This window comes from Pedobacter sp. P26 (genome assembly GCF_050632135.1).
Lineage (GTDB): Bacteria > Bacteroidota > Bacteroidia > Sphingobacteriales > Sphingobacteriaceae > Pedobacter.
On record NZ_CP192574.1, the window covers coordinates 3,555,449 to 3,572,821 of the forward strand.

At 37.2% G+C, this 17,373-nt stretch carries 13 protein-coding genes; 7 read left to right on the forward strand and 6 right to left on the reverse strand.

Annotation, left to right across the window (positions count from 1 at the left end):
* Positions 1-73 precede the first annotated feature (73 nt).
* The gene (locus ACQ86H_RS16535; RefSeq protein ID WP_138823786.1) at positions 74-478 is read left to right on the forward strand and encodes a hypothetical protein; all 405 of its coding nucleotides are present in this window, start codon (positions 74-76) and stop codon (positions 476-478) included.
* Between the two features lie 159 nt (positions 479-637).
* Here the strand turns inward: ACQ86H_RS16535 and ACQ86H_RS16540 are convergent, their stop codons facing one another.
* Together ACQ86H_RS16540 and ACQ86H_RS16545 are read right to left on the reverse strand one after the other, a co-directional pair.
* On the reverse strand, positions 638-1,792 hold the full coding sequence (locus ACQ86H_RS16540) for an ATP-binding protein (protein ID WP_431291778.1): 1,155 nt from the start codon (positions 1,790-1,792) through the stop codon (positions 638-640).
* A 47-nt stretch (positions 1,793-1,839) separates the two neighbouring features.
* A complete protein-coding gene (locus ACQ86H_RS16545) occupies positions 1,840-2,274 on the reverse strand; it encodes a nuclear transport factor 2 family protein (protein ID WP_431291779.1) in 435 nt (144 codons plus the stop codon).
* A gap of 214 nt (positions 2,275-2,488) precedes the next feature.
* Between ACQ86H_RS16545 and ACQ86H_RS16550 the strand changes: the two genes are divergently transcribed.
* From ACQ86H_RS16550 to ACQ86H_RS16565, 4 genes are all read left to right on the forward strand, one after another.
* Positions 2,489-8,080, forward strand: coding sequence for an alpha-2-macroglobulin family protein (locus ACQ86H_RS16550; RefSeq protein WP_431291780.1), 5,592 nt, complete (start codon positions 2,489-2,491; stop codon positions 8,078-8,080).
* Between the two features lie 186 nt (positions 8,081-8,266).
* Positions 8,267-8,407, forward strand: a complete 141-nt coding sequence (locus tag ACQ86H_RS16555; RefSeq protein ID WP_431291781.1) for a hypothetical protein — start codon at positions 8,267-8,269, stop codon at positions 8,405-8,407.
* A gap of 600 nt (positions 8,408-9,007) precedes the next feature.
* The gene (locus ACQ86H_RS16560; protein WP_431291782.1) at positions 9,008-9,655 is read left to right on the forward strand and encodes a transglycosylase domain-containing protein; all 648 of its coding nucleotides are present in this window, start codon (positions 9,008-9,010) and stop codon (positions 9,653-9,655) included.
* 77 nt (positions 9,656-9,732) lie between these two features.
* Positions 9,733-11,388: a penicillin-binding protein 1C gene (locus ACQ86H_RS16565; RefSeq protein WP_431291783.1), complete on the forward strand. Its 1,656-nt coding sequence runs from the start codon at positions 9,733-9,735 to the stop codon at positions 11,386-11,388.
* Positions 11,389-11,786: 398 nt separating this feature from the next.
* Here ACQ86H_RS16565 and ACQ86H_RS16570 read toward each other — a convergent pair whose 3' ends face one another.
* Positions 11,787-12,398, reverse strand: a complete 612-nt coding sequence (locus ACQ86H_RS16570; RefSeq protein ID WP_431291784.1) for a lysoplasmalogenase — start codon at positions 12,396-12,398, stop codon at positions 11,787-11,789.
* 837 nt (positions 12,399-13,235) lie between these two features.
* Between ACQ86H_RS16570 and ACQ86H_RS16575 the strand changes: the two genes are divergently transcribed.
* Positions 13,236-13,892, forward strand: coding sequence for a phosphatase PAP2 family protein (locus tag ACQ86H_RS16575; RefSeq protein WP_431291785.1), 657 nt, complete (start codon positions 13,236-13,238; stop codon positions 13,890-13,892).
* Between the two features lie 402 nt (positions 13,893-14,294).
* Here ACQ86H_RS16575 and ACQ86H_RS16580 read toward each other — a convergent pair whose 3' ends face one another.
* Entirely contained in the window at positions 14,295-14,948 is a 654-nt protein-coding gene (locus ACQ86H_RS16580) for a Crp/Fnr family transcriptional regulator (protein ID WP_431291786.1), read from the reverse strand.
* A 185-nt stretch (positions 14,949-15,133) separates the two neighbouring features.
* Here ACQ86H_RS16580 and ACQ86H_RS16585 point away from each other — a divergent pair, with 185 nt between their 5' ends.
* Positions 15,134-15,799 (forward strand): HAD family hydrolase, encoded by a 666-nt coding sequence (locus ACQ86H_RS16585; RefSeq protein ID WP_138823766.1) that lies wholly within the window; start codon positions 15,134-15,136, stop codon positions 15,797-15,799.
* A 71-nt stretch (positions 15,800-15,870) separates the two neighbouring features.
* On the opposite strand, the gene ACQ86H_RS16590 is transcribed toward ACQ86H_RS16585, so the two are convergent.
* Together ACQ86H_RS16590 and ACQ86H_RS16595 are read right to left on the reverse strand one after the other, a co-directional pair.
* On the reverse strand, positions 15,871-16,539 hold the full coding sequence (locus tag ACQ86H_RS16590; protein WP_431291787.1) for an aldose epimerase family protein: 669 nt from the start codon (positions 16,537-16,539) through the stop codon (positions 15,871-15,873).
* Between the two features lie 35 nt (positions 16,540-16,574).
* Positions 16,575-17,042, reverse strand: a complete 468-nt coding sequence (locus tag ACQ86H_RS16595; RefSeq protein ID WP_431291788.1) for a hypothetical protein — start codon at positions 17,040-17,042, stop codon at positions 16,575-16,577.
* Positions 17,043-17,373 lie beyond the last annotated feature (331 nt).

The following is a 17,373-nucleotide window of genomic DNA, read 5'->3' on the forward strand; positions in this document are numbered from 1 at the left end:
ATCGAAGATTAAAGATCATCTTGAAATTCATTAATTTACACAGTACGATTAAACAATTTAACAGTTAACCCAATTGAAATCAGATTTACCAGAAAATACAGTTGAAGATATCGCAATGGCCGTTGTATTAATGGGCGAAACACCTGAAGTAAAAAGCTGGACGGTTTATCTCGTCAATTTAAAAAACGAACCCATAACCAATGTTTTAATCAGCTCTAAGGGTTATGGAGAAAAAGACGGTAAGCAGGTAAAAACTTCTGTATTAAGGCACTTTGTTGGTGATATGGAAGCAAATTCTTTTGCTGGCGTAGAAGCCATTGATCCCGAGGTTTTTGGTTTAACCAACGAATACTGGCTGAGCTATTACATCGGCAGTACCATTTACGACAAAAAATTTATTTTCTTACCTGAAAGCATTATCGACTCTAATCTGATTAAAATTCCATTAGTGAACAGACCGGGGGTGATGATAAAATAGTTGGGAGTTTGGAGTGGTGAGTCTGGAGTCTTTTTCTAACGATTTAAAAGTATGAAGAAAAAATTAAATGATAAATTTTTTCTTCTGCATTTAGTCCTCACAACTCCAAACGCTCAACTCCAAACTCAGCTAAGGCACCTTAACCGCTTGTCCGTCTAGTTATTTCCAACCGATGCTGTTCCAAGGATAAATATTAATATCATTACTCCTTATCTGCGATTGATTTCCTGCATATATTATTGTACCTCCTATTCCAGAAGTCAATTTATTCCAAAAATTAATGCCCTTAAAGTAATCGGTGTTTATGGTTTTGCCAGCCTTAATTTCAATAGGATAAAGCGTACCTCCTTCATCAATCAGAACATCAATCTCATTCCCCACATTATCCCTCCAGAAATATAGATTATCGCTTAAACCTAAATTAAATCTTGATTTTAACATTTCAATAATAACCATATTTTCGAAAAGGCTTCCTTTACCTGGGTGAGTATCCAATTGTTGTTCATTTTGTATTCCAAGTAAAGCTGCTGCCAATCCTGTATCATAAAAATATAACTTTGGCATTTTAACTATACGTTTATTAAAGTTCTGATGATGAGGTCGCAGTAGATGTATCACGAAACTACTTTCAAGAACCGCAATCCACGAAGCAATTGTTTTGCTGTCTACCCCAACTTCAATTCCTAAACTGTTCATATTTAGTAACTGCCCGGTCCTACCTGCACATAGTCTTAAAAACCTTTCGAATAATGATAAATTGGTAATATTCTTTATCTGCCTCACATCTTTTTCCAAATAGGTATTTATATAATTTTGGTGCCATTTATTCGGCGGAATGTTTTGATCATAGATAGGTGGATAACCGCCCTTAAGAATAAAACTATTAATATTTTCTTCAAGCAAATTTGCAGATTTTAATTCCGGGATAGAAAGAGGTAGCAGTTTAATGTAAGCTACTCTCCCAGCTAAGCTTTGCACAATACTTTCTTGAAGTAAGAAATTATTAGATCCAGTTATGATGAACTTTCCTTTAGACTTCGATTCATCAAGAATTTGCTGTATATAAGAAAAGAGCTTAGGGGTCCTCTGGGCCTCATCTAAGATAGCTCCATTAGGAAATTGACTTAAAAATCCACGAGGGTCATCTTCGGCGTATAAACGCGTATCCGGATTTTCCAGAGAAACATAGGGTTTATCTGGAAAAACATTTTTTGTTAAGGTAGTTTTTCCAGATTGCCTTGGGCCAATTACGGCTACTGATTTAAATTGATTACTTAAATCAAGAAGTTCTTTTTTAGCAGTTCTTTCTATCATTTTATAAATTTACAATTTCGGAATCCGATTCCGAAATTGTAAAAAAATCATAGAACCTTAATAGCTTGCCTTCCAAGCAACTTCCAGCCTGATTTTTCTTTACTCCAGATTAAAAGAATATATAATTTTACATTTCCTGGAACATTTTTATCATTCGTTTTAGCATTTAAGGTATGCCTAACTAAGGCTGTTTTATTCTGAATAATAACCGATTGATCCGTTAAGTTGATATCTAGAAAATCAGATTCACCAGAAAGAAGCGAATGCATAAACTCTTGTTTAGTTTGCACTTTCCCGCTTGAGTGGCCATAACTCAGGTTATTGAGTAACAATTTGTCCAAACCCAGACTATCAGGATTTATCATTAAGCTGATCAGTTTGCTTACAGAATCATTTACTTCTTTTTCTGCATTTGTTTTTTGCGCAAAACAAAAATGCATAGAAATTAATAAACACGAAAGAATTAAGAGTTTCTTTGTCATATCTGGTTTTATTGAAGTTGATGCTGTAAACATATTCAAAACCCTGCAAATGAACAAACCATTCACTTTAATTTTCAACATTATTTCTTTTAACTTCAATTTTAGTTGATTTTCGGGTGGAACAGTGGAATTTCGGTATATTCGAGTGAATTACGGCATAACAATTGCGGCAACCGCAGCGTTATAATCTCATTTATCTTAACGAATTTCATTTATGGAACAACCATCTACCTACCAATCGTCCTCAAAAAAGAAATTTATTTTTATTGGCTTGCTCGCTATTTCAATAGTTGCAATCGTATTTATTTATTTTAACAGGAAAAAGAAAAATCACGAAGAAAACCAGGCTTATGCGAAATATATCGAAGCTTATACTTCCGGTACCATTTCGAAAAAGAGTTTTATCCGAGTCCACCTGGCTAATGCCGCAACGGGCATGCAGGATCTGGGCAAAGCAGATACCCGCGAACTTTTCGACTTCTCTCCTTCTATCTCTGGAAAAACCTATTGGATAGACCCTCAAACGGTTGAATTCAGACCTGATGAAAGCCTTAAACCAGGTAAAAACTACGAGGCGACCTTTAAACTTTCGGAAGTTTCTGTTACAGAAAAAGGTCTTGAAGACTTCGATTTTGAGTTTAAAGTAATTACCCCGGGGATCATGCTTTCTCAAAACGGATTGGTGTCGCAAAACAACACTTCTCTGGATTACATGAAACTTACAGGTGAAGTAGCTACTGCCGACGTTGAAGAAACAAGTAAAATTGAAAAAACGCTGTCACTGGATTTTGATCAGAAATTAAAAATCAAATGGCAACATGATCCAGCTAAAAACACCTCGAAATTTACCATCGATAGCATTAAAAAGACGGGTAACGACCAAAATTTAAAATTAGAATGGGATGGTGATGCCATTGATGCCGATCAAAAAGGAGAAGTAGAAGTTCGTGTTCCGTCCATAAATAAATTCGAAATCCTTGATATGAAAGCCATTCAGGGCGAAGAAGATTATGCATTGGTACAGTTTTCTGAGCCAATTGGTGTAGGACAGGATTTAACCGGTATGATCACCCTGGGCAACCTAAGCGATATTAGGTACACCATTGATGCCAGTCAGGTTAAAGTGTACGCACCAGAAGAATTAAAAGGCAATTATGCTTTAAGTGTAAATGCAGGGGTCGAAAATATCAACGCCAAAACGCTAACCGCCGGTAAAGTAGCCAATCTTGTTTTTGAAGATAAACTACCATCGGTTACCATTGCAGGCGCAGGCACCATTTTACCCAATTCAGGAAAATTGGTTTTACCTTTTGAAGCGACTAATTTAAAGGCTGTTGATGTAACAGTGATCAAGATTTATGAAAACAACATTCCGCAGTTTTTTCAAACCAATAGTTATAAAGATGGTAACGAATTGCGGAGAGTAGCCAAACCAATTCTGCAAAAAACGGTACGCTTAGATGAAGATAAAGCGCTTAACCTTCATAAAAAGAACCGCTTTACACTCGATCTGGATAAAATGATCCGTACTGAACCTGGTGCGATGTATCGTGTTACTATTGCTTTCAGACAGGAATATAACGCTTACAATTGCAAAGCCGGAGTAGAAAAAGGCGATGGTAATGATGAAGAAAGTGAATATGGGGATTATGAAGGTTATGGTGAAAAGATTGATGAGGATGATGATTTTTGGCAGCGTTATAATAATTATTATCCGCCAAATTACAGATGGGATGATAAAGACAATCCATGTACACCATCATTTTATACCAACCAGCGCTGGGCTAGCAGAAACTTAATTGCCTCAAATATAGGCTTAGTGGCTAAACGCGGTAACGACAATAGCATGCTGATTGTCGCAACAGATTTATTGACAGCAAAACCATTGAGCGGTATAAACCTGGAATTAATGGATTACCAGAAACAGATCATTTTTACGACTAAAACTGATGGTGATGGTTTTGCAAGTTTTGACCTGAAACGCCAGCCATTTTTATTGATCGCTAAAAATGGTTCGGAACGTGGCTACCTTAAATTAGACGATGGCAGCTCACTTCCTTTAAGCCGGTTCGATGTGGGAGGTGATGTAGTTCAAAGTGGATTAAAAGGTTTTATTTATGGAGAACGTGGCGTTTGGAGACCTGGCGACAGTTTATTTGTTTCTTTCGTTCTGGAAGATAAATTAAAAAAACTTCCGGCCAACTACCCGGTAACCATGGAATTCTATAATCCTAAAGGCCAGCTTTATAAAAGATTGATTAATGGCAAGTCTTTAAATGGATTCTACACTTTTAAAACCGCGACAGAAAGTACTGCACCTACAGGTAACTGGATGGCCAAAGTGAAAGCAGGCGGTGCTACTTTTACCAAAACCTTAAAAATTGAAACCGTAATGCCAAACCGCTTGAAAATTGATTTCAACGTTGGCAATAAAACATATTTAAGCGCAGGAACCTCAGCTGCTACCCTATCTGCTAAATGGCTGTTCGGTGCCGTTGCACAAAACTTAAAAGCAAAGGTTGATGTAAACTTAAACACCACCGAAACCAAGTTTAAAGGCTTTGAGGGTTTTAGTTTTGATAATCCTACGGTTAACTTTGAATCGCAGGTTAAAACCATTTTCGAAGGTACATTAAACCAAAACGGTACCGCTCAGATTAACACCAATCTAAATGAGAACAATACTGCTCCTGGTGTATTAAGAGCAAATTTCACCACAAAAGTTTTCGAACCGGGAGGTAACTTCAGCATCGATAATTTCAGTATTCCCTATCACGTATACAACAGCTATTTAGGGATCCGTGCTGAAAAGGGCGATCGTTTAAGTGGTATGTTGGTTACCGGAAAAGAGCATAAAATTGAAATCGTTAATGTAAATACCGATGGAAAATTATTGAGCGGCACCAAAACTGTTACAGTAGAGTTGTATAAAACACAATGGCGCTGGTGGTGGGAACAGGATGATCAGAACACTTACGCCAATTTCACTCAAAACCAGTTCAATAAACTGGTAGAAAGTCATCAGGTAAACCTATTCAACGGAAAAGGAAGCTGGAATTTACGTGTTGATGAACCAGAATGGGGCCGTTATTTAATTTTAGTACGCGATGTAAATGGCGGACATGTTACCGGCAAATCTGTTTACATTGATTGGCCGGGCTGGGCACAACGCGAACAAGGCAGCAACCCAACAGAGGCCTCTATGTTATCTTTCACGGCCAATAAAGAAAAATTCACCGTTGGAGAAGATATTACCCTAACTATTCCAACGGGCAAAAACGGAAGAGCACTGATCTCAATTGAAAATGGAAGCCGGGTATTAAAAACCTTCTGGGTAGATACCAAAGCCGGACAAACGCAATTTAAGTTCAAGGCTGAAAAAGAGATGGCACCTAATGTTTTTGCCAATATTACTTTATTACAACCGCATGCACAAACAGTTAACGATTTACCAATTAGAATGTATGGAGCTATTCCACTTTCTATAGAAGATCCGCAAACCATTTTAAAACCGACCATTAAAATGGCCGATAAAATTAAACCGGAAACCGAAAACGCCATTACTGTAGGTGAGCAGAACGGTAAAGCAATGACCTATACCATTGCACTGGTTGATGAAGGTTTATTGGATTTAACCCGATTTAAAACACCGGATCCACATGGCGCATTTTATGCCCGCGAAGGTTTAGGTGTTAAAACATGGGATTTATTCGACTATGTACTTGGCGCATGGGGTGGAAATTTAGAGCGTATTTTAAGCATCGGTGGTGATGGTAGCATCAACAAAAACCTTAATCCGGCTAAAGCGAACCGCTTTAAAGCAGTAGTTAAATTTATGGGGCCATTTACCATTGGTAAAGGAGAAAGTAAAACACACAAATTTAAATTACCGCAATATATTGGCGCGGTGAGGGCTATGGTAGTTGCCGGACAGGATGCAGCTTATGGTTTTGCAGAAAAATCGGTTCAGGTTAAGAAGCCTTTAATGGTTTTGGCTACCTTGCCAAGGGTAATTGGCCCAGGTGAGAGTTTTACGCTGCCTGTAACCGTTTTCGCTACAGAGAATAACCTTAAGAATGTATCCGTACAGCTTCAGGCCAGTAATTTAATTGTTCAGGGCACTAATAAACAACAGCTTTACTACAAACAAACGGGCGAGCAGATGACTTCTTTCGAGGTAAAAGCACCGAACAATGTAGGTATTGCCAGGGTAAAAGTGATCGCGCAAAGTGGAGCCGAAAAAACGGTTTACGATGTAGAAATGGATATCAGAAATCCAAATCCTTATGTAACCAATGTAGTTTCTGCAACTGTTCAGCCACATACTAAATGGGCTGTAAATTATTTACCGATCGGAATGACAGGTACCAATTCTGGTTCACTGGAGGTATCTTCTATCCCGGCGATTAACCTTGGCAAAAGATTGAGTTACCTCATTCAATATCCCCATGGCTGTGTTGAGCAAACTACGTCAGGCATATTCCCACAGCTATTTCTAGATCGGTTGAGCCCATTGAACGAACAACAGAAAGCCAAAACAGAGAAAAACATCAAAGCTGGAATAAACAGGCTAAAAGGTTTCCAAACTACTGATGGTGGTTTATCTTACTGGCCTGGAGAAGGAACATCTGACGAATGGGGAAGTAATTATGCCGGTCATTTCTTAATTGAGGCACAAAATGCTGGTTATACCTTACCTGTCGGCCTTCTGGATGAGTTATTGCGCTTTCAAAAATCAAAAGCGACAAACTGGGCACCAAACAGTAATAATTTCTATGGTGGCGATCTTTCACAAGCGTACCGTTTATACATGCTGGCATTGGCTAAAAAACCTGAAATGGCTGCCATGAACCGTTTAAAAGCTTTCCAATATTTATCTGTGGCAGCGAAATGGCGTTTGGCAGCAGCTTATAAACTAGCTGGGCAAAATGAGGTGGCCCTGAACATGATCAGAGGACTGGATACATCCATCCAGGCTTATAAGCAACTGGGTGGCACTTATGGGTCTGATGTTCGTGATCAAGCCATGATTTTAGAAACCTTAACCCTACTCGGTCAGAAAGCAAAAGCAGCCAGTTTATTACAACCTTTAGCAGCCAAACTTGGTGAAAACACCTGGTATAGCACACAAACAACCGCTTATAGTTTGCTGGCTATCGCTAAATTCTGCGGTTCAAATCAGTCTGCCAATAAATTGCAGTACCAATATATATTAGATGGAAAAACGGCACCTGTTAATTCAAATCAATATATTAACAGCACACCTGTAACCTTTAAAGGCAATACCGCATCGGTTACTAACAATGGAAATAATGTACTTTTTGTTCGTTTGGTTTTAGAAGGGCAACCAGTTGCTGGTCAGAACAACTTTTTACCCAACCGTCCTGAGGTTTTGGATATGAGTGTGAGCTACAAACGTTTAAACGGAAAAGTTCTAGACCCTACTACTTTAAAACAAGGAACAGATTTCTACGCAGAGGTAACGGTAAAAAATCCTGGCAGGATGGGTTACTACGAACAAATGGCATTAACTCAAATTTTCCCTTCGGGATGGGAAATTATTAATACCCGCGTGAACGATAACCAGAGTATTTTAGCTTCATCTCCTTTTACCTATCAGGACATTAGGGATGATCGCGTTTTCACTTACTTTAATGTTAGAGAGGGCGAAAGCCTGGTTTATAAGGTATTGCTGAACGCATCTTATCTGGGTAAATATTACTTATCGGCTGTTCAATGTGAAGCAATGTATAATAATGATATTTCGGCCACAGAAGCAGGTAAGTGGGTGCAGGTAGTGAAATAGAATATCTTTAAACCTCTCAGGTTTTAAAAACCTGAGAGGTTTAATTTTTCGTGAGATACGAACCTTAGTTATAAAAAAGAAAAGAACCTTAATTCTTAAGCCTCGGTTCGTGTCTCCACGAACCGAAATTTAATAAAACCACAGTTACTCCCTGCTCGCATCTCTATAAACTGAAATCTAATAAAAATGGATAAATTATTTGAAGCCAACAGAAAGAATTACATTGAAATCGGAAAAATTTATTTTTGGACAGCTACCATTAACAAATGGCAGAAATTATTGGAAAAAGATGAGTTTAAGCATATTATTTTAAGTTCATTTGAGTAAACTAAGCAAACTTGATATTTTTGCCTTTGTTATCATGCCTAATCATATACATACTATTTGGTGAACAAACGAACTTAATGGTAAAGAAACAGTCCAAAGTTCATTTTTAAAATATACGGCACACAAGTTCAAAAAATTATTAAGTCCAAATGAGCTTATTCATTTTTATAAAAATTCCATTAATAAAAATTATGAATTTTGGCAGAGAGATTCACCAGCGATACATTTATACTCTCCAGAAATTGCGTATCAAAAGTTAGATTACCTACACAACAATCCGTGTACGGAACCCTGGCAATTAGCAACGAATCCTGAAGATTATTTATATTCGTCTGCCTCGTTTTATGAAAGGATGAAACTGATTATTCGTTTTTAAAGGATTTAAGATTAGAATTTTAAACGTAAAAATGGTTCTTGGAGACACGAACCATGGCAATAAGAACGAGTGTAAAATTAAATATATTTTACCCTCGTTAAAATTACGAGTGTAAATTTTACGCTAAAGCCTCGGTCGTGGAGACACGAACCGAAATTAGACAAATTAACAAATAAATTTCAAACCTATCAGGTTTTCTAAACCTGATAGGTTTCTATAACAACATGAACAAAATCCCAAAAGCATTTCTCATTTCTGATCTCATCTGTTTTGTCTTGCTTTTGGCATTTCTTTTCGCTTTACCCTCCAAACTTTTCAAAACACCTACTTCTTATGTAATTGAGGCCAGCAATGGCAATTTACTGAGTGCTGCAATTGCCAGCGATGGACAGTGGCGCTTCCCGGTGGCCGATAGCGTTCCTGTAAAATTTAAGGATTGCATTATTGCTTTTGAAGATAAACGATTTCATAGCCACTTTGGTGTGGATATTTTAGCCATGAGCAGGGCCATGCGACAGAACTGGCGGGCCAAAAGCGTTGTAAGCGGTGGCAGTACCTTAACCATGCAGGTAATTCGCCTCTCACGAAAACAAGACCGAACGGTTTGGCAAAAATTATTGGAAGTGATTTTAGCATTACGCTTAGAAATAAGATACTCAAAAGAAGAAATTATTGGCCTATATGCTGCTAATGCGCCTTTTGGAAGTAACGTTGTGGGTTTGGAGGCTGCAAGTTGGCGCTATTACGGACGCGATGCTCAAACGCTTTCCTGGGGCGAGATGGCCACCTTAGCCGTTCTTCCAAACAGCCCGTCGTTGGTTCATCCCGGTAAAAACTCGAGCAGGCTGATCAAAAAAGAAACGATTTATTAGATAAGTTAGCCAGGCTAAAATACATCGATCAGGCAACGGCTAATTTAGCTAAGTTAGAGCCTGTTCCGGGCAAGCCCATGCCCCTACCGCAAAATGCGCCACACTTATTAAACCGTTTTAAAGCAGAAAGAGCAAGTTTAAAAATCAATTTTACGAGGATTACGTCCACATTAGATGAAAACATCCAGTTGAAAGTAAACTCGATATTAAAACGCTATAACAACCGCTATAGAGCCAACGACATTAATAATATTTCAGCTTTAGTGCTTGATGCCAGAACTGGTCAGGTGGTGAGTTATGTAGGCAATATTTATCAACCGGAAAATCCTGATCTGCAAAGTCATGTAGATATGATTAAAGCGCCGCGCAGCCCGGGCAGTACCTTAAAACCTTTGCTTTATGCCAGCATGATGAATGATGGATTCATATTGCCTCACACCTTAATTCCAGATATCCCGACTCAAATAGCAGGTTATTCGCCTCAAAATTATGATCTGGGTTATGACGGCGCTATTGCTGCAGATAAAGCGCTGAGCCGTTCGCTAAACATCCCGGCTGTAAAAATGTTGCAGCAGTATAAATACGAACGTTTTTACGATAAATTAAAAAAATTGGGGATCGGAACACTGAACCAGCCGGCAGATCACTATGGTTTGTCGTTAATTTTGGGTGGCAGTGAAGTTACGATGTGGGATTTGGCCAATACTTATATGGGTATGGTACGTACGCTAAACCATTTCAACACCTACAAAGGCCTCTATAATCCTGAAGATTATAAACAGGCAACTTACTTTAATAATAAAACTAAAGAAGAAAAAGACTATCAGCGTAACTCATTTTTAGATCATGGTGCAATATGGGCAACCTTTAATGCCATGGAAGAAGTGATGCGCCCAGGTGATGAAGGTTTATGGGAACAATTTTCCTCGTCGCAAAGAATAGCGTGGAAAACAGGTACCAGTTTTGGTTTCCGCGATGCCTGGGCCGTAGGCTTAACTCCAAATTACGTCGTATGCGTTTGGGTGGGTAATGCAGATGGTGAAGGCAGACCTGGTTTGGTGGGAATAGAAGCAGCCGCGCCGGTGCTCTTTGATATTTTCAGGTTATTACCCAATGGAAAATGGTTCGAAACGCCCACAACAAAACTTAAAAAACTTAAAATTTGCAAAAAAAGCGGTTACAAGGCAGCAGAATATTGTACTGATGTGGTACAAGAACTTGTTCCTGTTTCGGGAGAAAAGACTTCCATTTGTCCATTTCACAAATTGGTCCATTTAGACAGAACCGGCACTTTCAGGGTTACCGACCAATGTGAAAGTATAACCAATATGCAGCACAAAAGCTGGTTTATTTTACCACCTGCCATGGAATATTATTATAAAATAAAAAACAGCGATTATAAATCCCTCCCTCCTTTTAAAGTTGGCTGTGAACTCTCAGGTGGAAATAGTGTAATGGAGATCATTTACCCAAAAAATAATGCGATAGTTTACATTCCTTTAGAACAGGATGGATCAAGAGGTAAAATTGTGATTAATGCAGCACACAGAAATCCAGGTGCTAAAATATATTGGCACATTGATAATGAATACGTAAGCACCACTACTAATTTTCATCAATTGGCCATTAGTCCGCCACCAGGTAAACATACCTTAACCTTAGTTGATGAAAATGGAGAACGCCTGGTACAGGTTTTTACAGTTTTGGATAAGGAGAAGAAAGGTGAAAAGTAGATGAAGGTTGATGTAGTGATTTATATTTTTCTTCTCTCTACAGTCTTGAGTTTTATAAACCTGGTATAGTGAAAATCCTTTTTAATTTGAAATGACCTTAAATATGTTGACATGCTGAAGGTTAATTTATTTCATATAAATCATTATAAATGACAGTATTAATCGACGCATAAAAATCCCTCGAGTTACCGTCATTTCGAGCGGAGTGCTACCTGTACCGATTTTACATCGGTAACGCAGTCGAGAACCACGGAGTGTTTAGCAAAGCTAAATCTAGCTAAATAGATCTCTCCATTTCGCTGCGTTACATCCGATAGCTATCGGATCGAGATGACGACCTTTATATTGGAGCCATGTCAATGGTAGGCACGAAGCATGACAAAGTACAAAACAACTCCCTACACTTCCGTCCGCATTACCACCAACTTGCGCTCAATAGTACCGTAAACAATTAAATATTGCGCAATCATGTAAGTAGCCATAATCAGCGCACCACCTTGCGGAATGGGTTGTGCAAATTTATTAACGGCTAAAACACTATCAGACAGCAAGAAAAACAACGCACCATAAAGAATAAGTTTAAAACTAAAAATATTAACTTTCCCGTAGCGGTTAACTGCCATTAAGGCCATCACACAGATGATAATGGCATACATTAAAACCGGAAACTGCATAGGCCCAAGATGCGGCTGTAAATAGAAAAACAAACCAGAACAGAAAATAGCAAATGCACCCACAGCCCATAAAAAATATGGCGTCTTATGACTTGGATTGGATTTATGATCGAGTGTAAAAGCCCTGATGTAAAAAATATGGCAAACTAAAAAAGCAGCCAATCCGAAGATAAAAAAACTTGTCCCACCGTCCTGCAACATCAATAACAGATCTCCCGCCCAGGCAAAAATTAATCCCGTAAAAACTCTTTTATGGAAACGGCCTTTTAAATTTGTAGTAACATATAGCCACACCAAAAGCACCAACACAATTAAAGGTTTGGAAAAAGTACGCAAACTGGTATTATTGCTATATTCGGCGTAAAGCTGAATGATAAATACCAGAAAAAAATAAATGAAAATAGCTTAGTCTTCATCAGCGTTAGGATTTGCTTTCTGCAAATTAAAAAACCAAATTACGGATATTTAATGAACAGCCACAAAAATTACTTGATCACCTACCGATAATTTAAAAACAATACCTGCAACACCAACCTAAAATACCTGAACCTGATGTGCCATAATTTCTCCTCTAATAAAACGCCACACGTAATTAACGTAAATATTGTAAAACAGTCCAGAAACTAATTCCCCATCCTTTTGCTATAAAAATCACAGAGTCTGATGCTAAATCAATTAAAACCGGATAAATATAGGCTGCTAACTTTGATGATATATTGGATTATATTTTTACAGGTATCTAAATTATTTTAGACGTGTTCTTAATGTAAAATTATTTAAAAACTGAAACTAGAACGGGAGATGTGGTAACAACCTAAGCACCTCCTCATTTAAAGGAGGTAGGCTTTGGCCGAAGCGTTAATACAAAAAATATAATTTATGAATAAATTGTCGAAGGGTGCGCTTCGTTAGTCGGCAGGAATTAATCCTGCCAACCACTTAAGCATAGATATCCTTATTATCTGACCCGAAGATTAAAAATCATTTCAACTTATCATAAAGAATTATACAGATAGGTTTATTTCCTTGATGAATCGGCTTATTTCCTTGATGAAATTTTTGGCCTGTAGTTTTCCATACCATTAAATTTGGGCTTTTACCGACTTTTGTTTTCAATAATGTCCAATTTAAAAAGCTGAAAATTTTGCTTCTATTGACATAAAATCCATAGTTTTGGCTTTTTATCAATCTGTGCCTATGCCTTTAAAACGAAATACATTAATTTTTATACTCTCATTACTAATTGCTGCTTTTACTTGTTTAAGTTTTTTTATTGCACAACATCCCATACTTGGTTTTGACATTAAAACTTCGTTATTTATTCAGCAATACCACGCAGACTGGTTAGATAAATTAATGTTGGCCATCAGCTTTTTTGGCGAACTTCCCTATTCATTACTTTCAGTAGTAATAGTGGCGATCATATTTTATTATCAGAAATATAAACGCGAAGGAATATTTATTTCGACAGTATTATTATCTGGATTAATTATTCTGGGTATAAAAAATGTAATTAACCGTCCCCGCCCTACTGCATTTTACGTACGGCTGGTGGAAGTAAACCGGTTTCAAAGCTATCCGAGCGGGCATGTACTCTCTTATACGCTCTTTTTTGGATTCTTAATTATTTTGATGAATACGTTGAAAGATTTGCCAAAGCTAACCAAAAATATAGTAACTTATCTATCAGCCTTTTTGATGATCACCATTGCCCCGTCCAGAATTTACCTGGGCGCGCATTGGTTTACAGATACTGTTGGTGGTTTTCTGTTAGGCCTGATCTGCCTTTTTCCACTTTGTTACTTTTATTTTAAAAAGAAAAAAGATTAAGCGCATGTTTAAATTTTTACAACAAATATAAATAGCCCACTGCTGTCATCCTGGGAATAACTTATTTCATAAAGATCAATATAAAGGATGCTAAAAAATATCACTTGGCATATAATTCCCCTCTTTTAGAAAGGGTGTCCGCAGAACGGGGTATTTTATTTGTATATGGCCTAGTTGGATGGAAATGCGTAAGCAATAAAATATTGATTAATAACGATTTGCAAAATAACCTTAATGGCAGAGGTTAGAACCTTTTCAAATATGTTAAAAGGTTAATATACAAGAGGGCAAAATGATGGCAATTTTTTAAATCCGTCATTGATAGACTGGTCGAAGCACTTTATTTATGCGTTGAAATGATCTTCGACTACGCTCAGACCGACATACGAAATAAATTTCATTTCATTCTAAACAGGCGCTAACACCTTTCTTGCAGTTTTTCTTTTTTCTGACTCTGCTTAAAGTTTCAATCCGCATCCCTAAATAGCTTGCCAAAAATTTTAGTGGCACCCTAGACTTTATAGCAGGATACCTGATTTTGAACTGTTTATACCTTAATTCTGCTGAAGGGATTAGTGACAAGATAGATCGCTCCTGCGACATATGGTAATGTATAGCCAATAATTTTCTGGCTAAAATATTGGTTTCGGGAAATTTTGCATACAGATCATCAATAAACCGATATGGAAATATAAGCAATTCGGAGTCTTCCAGTGCCTGATACTGTTCCTGGTAAGTTGGTCCAAATGCCCCTGGATTTCGAATACGACCAATCAAGTGATTTTCATCAATTAACCAGGCAGTGATGTCTTTTTCTTCATCCAGTATAAAAGCCCGTACTAAACCCTTAACAATGAAACATAAGCAATCCCCATTAATACTATTAAGGTTTGGCAAAACCTCATTCTTTCGCACAGATATTTTGAAGGTTTCGTTTTTTGCCCGATCAATTATCTCTTTTCTTAATGGCTGCAGTCCATTTAAATAATCAATAAGTGCATCGCATTCATCATGCGCATCAGTCATCATATTTATCTCTGGTGTTAAACTATACATTGCAATTAATTGAATACTAAATTTAAAAAAATGAAAACGAGTGTAATTGCCAAAAAATTACATTGAAGGGAAATTTATTTTCTCCATAATGTTTACGCCCCGTAAACAAACAATTTTCAGTTAAATTTTCGTAATGATAACTGTATTTTAACAGAATCATAAAAAAATCTGATAATTTTGCCGCCATGACGAACGATAAACCCAAAGCTTTTCTTTTCGACTTAAATGGCACCATGATTAACGACATGGCTTTTCATAATCAGGCATGGCATAACATCCTTACAAAGGATTTAGGCGCGAGTATCAGTTTTGATGCGGTCAAAAAACAGATGTACGGTAAAAACCAGGATCTGTTGGAACGTGTTTTTGGTGTAGGTCATTTCTCTCAGGAACAGATTGATCAGATCTCCATTGAAAAAGAACACCGCTATCAGGCTGCATATAAAAAACATTTATCGTTGATAGCCGGTTTAGGCGATTTTTTGGAAAAAGCAAAACAATCAGGCATTCAAATGGCTATTGGTTCGGCTGCAATTCCCTTTAACATTAATTTTGTACTCGATAATTTAAATATCCGTTCTTATTTTAATGCGATAGTAAGCGCAGAAGATGTGATAAACAGCAAACCAGATCCTGAAACATTTACCAAAGGTGCTGAAATTTTAGGTGTTGAATCTAACCAATGTATTGTATTTGAAGATGCACCAAAAGGCGTTGAAGCTGCTCAAAATGCGGGGATGAAGTGTATTGTACTGACCACCATGCACACCAGTGAAGAATTTTCTGCTTACAATAACATTATTGCTTTTATAGAAGACTATACCGGTCCGGTACTACAAGATCTTTTCTAAACAGATACGGCCTGTGTTTCCACAGACCGTATACCATGTTATCATCACAGAGATGTAGGGATTACCAAATGTTATTTGGTAAATTTATAGATTGAACTTGTCTTGTAAACTTGTCCGGGTTTTAATACAGTTGAAGGAAATGCAGGCTGGTTTGGAGAATCCGGAAAATGTTGCGTTTCCATTGCAATTGCAGTTCTGAAATCATCTTTAGCACCAGTTTTAAAAGTATTTTTACTTTGCATAAAGTTTCCACTATAGAACTGTAAACCTGGCTCCTGCGTATAAATATCCATTATTATACCCGACTTATCTCCTCTAACCGTAGCCGCGTGGTACATGCCCATTGCCTTGGTTTTATTAAGTACGTAGTTATGATCATAACCTTTACCGAAGATTAGTTGTTCATTTTTATCGTCTATACGGGCACCTATAGTTGTGGTTTTATTAAAATCGAAAGGTGTTCCGGCTACTTTAACAATTTTTCCGGTCGGGATCAATGTCGAATCTACAGGAGTATATTCATCAGCATAAATTTGCACTTCATGGTTTAAAATGGTACCGCTTCCATCGCCGTTTAAATTAAAAAATGCATGGTTTGTCAGATTTACTACTGTTGTTTTATCTGTTTTGGCTTCATAATCCATTTTCAATTCATTATCATCTGTTAAGGTGTAAGTGACCTTAACATCTAAATTACCAGGAAAATTTTCGTCGCCATCTTTTGATAGATAATGTAGCACCAAAGTATTGGGATTGGGCTGGCTTGCATCCCAAACTACATATTGATAGCCTTTTTTCCTCCATGAAGTGTATTCTGCCCGTTATTGGTAAACAGCGAATAGGTTTTACCTTCAAGCGTAAACTTACCTTTGGCAATACGGTTGCCATATCGGCCAATAGTTGCGCCAAAATAGGGTTCGGTAGATTTTTCGTAATCACCAACACTTTTAAAACCTACCACCACATCAATTAACTTACCATCTTTATTAGGTACTAATAAACTAACCAGGCGCCCGCCGTAATTGGTAAAAATTGCTTCCGCATTGTTGTTATTCTTTAAAGTATACAATGCTGTTAGTTTACCATCAATTTCTTTTTTAAATGAATCGGGAACTAGTTTAACAACTCCAGCAGAGTCGCTTTTCAAACTATCTGTAGAAGAAGTTTTTTTGATTTCAGATTGGCAGGATACAAACCCGATTGCAGCCAGAACGCCGAGGCCAGCTAGTGATTTTAATTTCATAAAATGGAATACTTGGTTTAGATTTTTTATTTTTTTTAAATATAATGATATCACATAATATTGCAAATAAAACGATTTAGAATAAGTAAAAAGCATATCTTATAGAATAATTTACCTAAGACATCAGCAACGATACGATTTGCAGAATTGATAATCACAAAATGTGGAAGTATTAAAATTACCTGATCTTAACTTTTAAGTAAACGAAGGCAGTTTATAATTACTGTTCTACTCCTGAGTCAAATATTTACAGCAACAAGAGTGCTGATTTTGTAATTATCAATTATAAACTGATAATATATTAACCAATGGTCATTAAAATCCGTTGAAA

What these genes read in the sequence shown, in the direction of transcription:
- ACQ86H_RS16580 (WP_431291786.1), bottom strand. Translation starts at nt 14,948, where the DNA reads ATGTATAGTTTAACACCAGAGATAAATATGATGACTGATGCGCATGAT.
- ACQ86H_RS16565 (WP_431291783.1), top strand. Translation starts at nt 9,733, where the DNA reads ATGCCCCTACCGCAAAATGCGCCACACTTATTAAACCGTTTTAAAGCA.
- ACQ86H_RS16585 (WP_138823766.1), top strand. Translation starts at nt 15,134, where the DNA reads ATGACGAACGATAAACCCAAAGCTTTTCTTTTCGACTTAAATGGCACC.
- ACQ86H_RS16545 (WP_431291779.1), bottom strand. Translation starts at nt 2,274, where the DNA reads ATGACAAAGAAACTCTTAATTCTTTCGTGTTTATTAATTTCTATGCAT.
- ACQ86H_RS16560 (WP_431291782.1), top strand. Translation starts at nt 9,008, where the DNA reads ATGAACAAAATCCCAAAAGCATTTCTCATTTCTGATCTCATCTGTTTT.
- ACQ86H_RS16595 (WP_431291788.1), bottom strand. Translation starts at nt 17,042, where the DNA reads ATGAAATTAAAATCACTAGCTGGCCTCGGCGTTCTGGCTGCAATCGGG.
- ACQ86H_RS16550 (WP_431291780.1), top strand. Translation starts at nt 2,489, where the DNA reads ATGGAACAACCATCTACCTACCAATCGTCCTCAAAAAAGAAATTTATT.
- ACQ86H_RS16540 (WP_431291778.1), bottom strand. Translation starts at nt 1,792, where the DNA reads ATGATAGAAAGAACTGCTAAAAAAGAACTTCTTGATTTAAGTAATCAA.
- ACQ86H_RS16555 (WP_431291781.1), top strand. Translation starts at nt 8,267, where the DNA reads ATGGATAAATTATTTGAAGCCAACAGAAAGAATTACATTGAAATCGGA.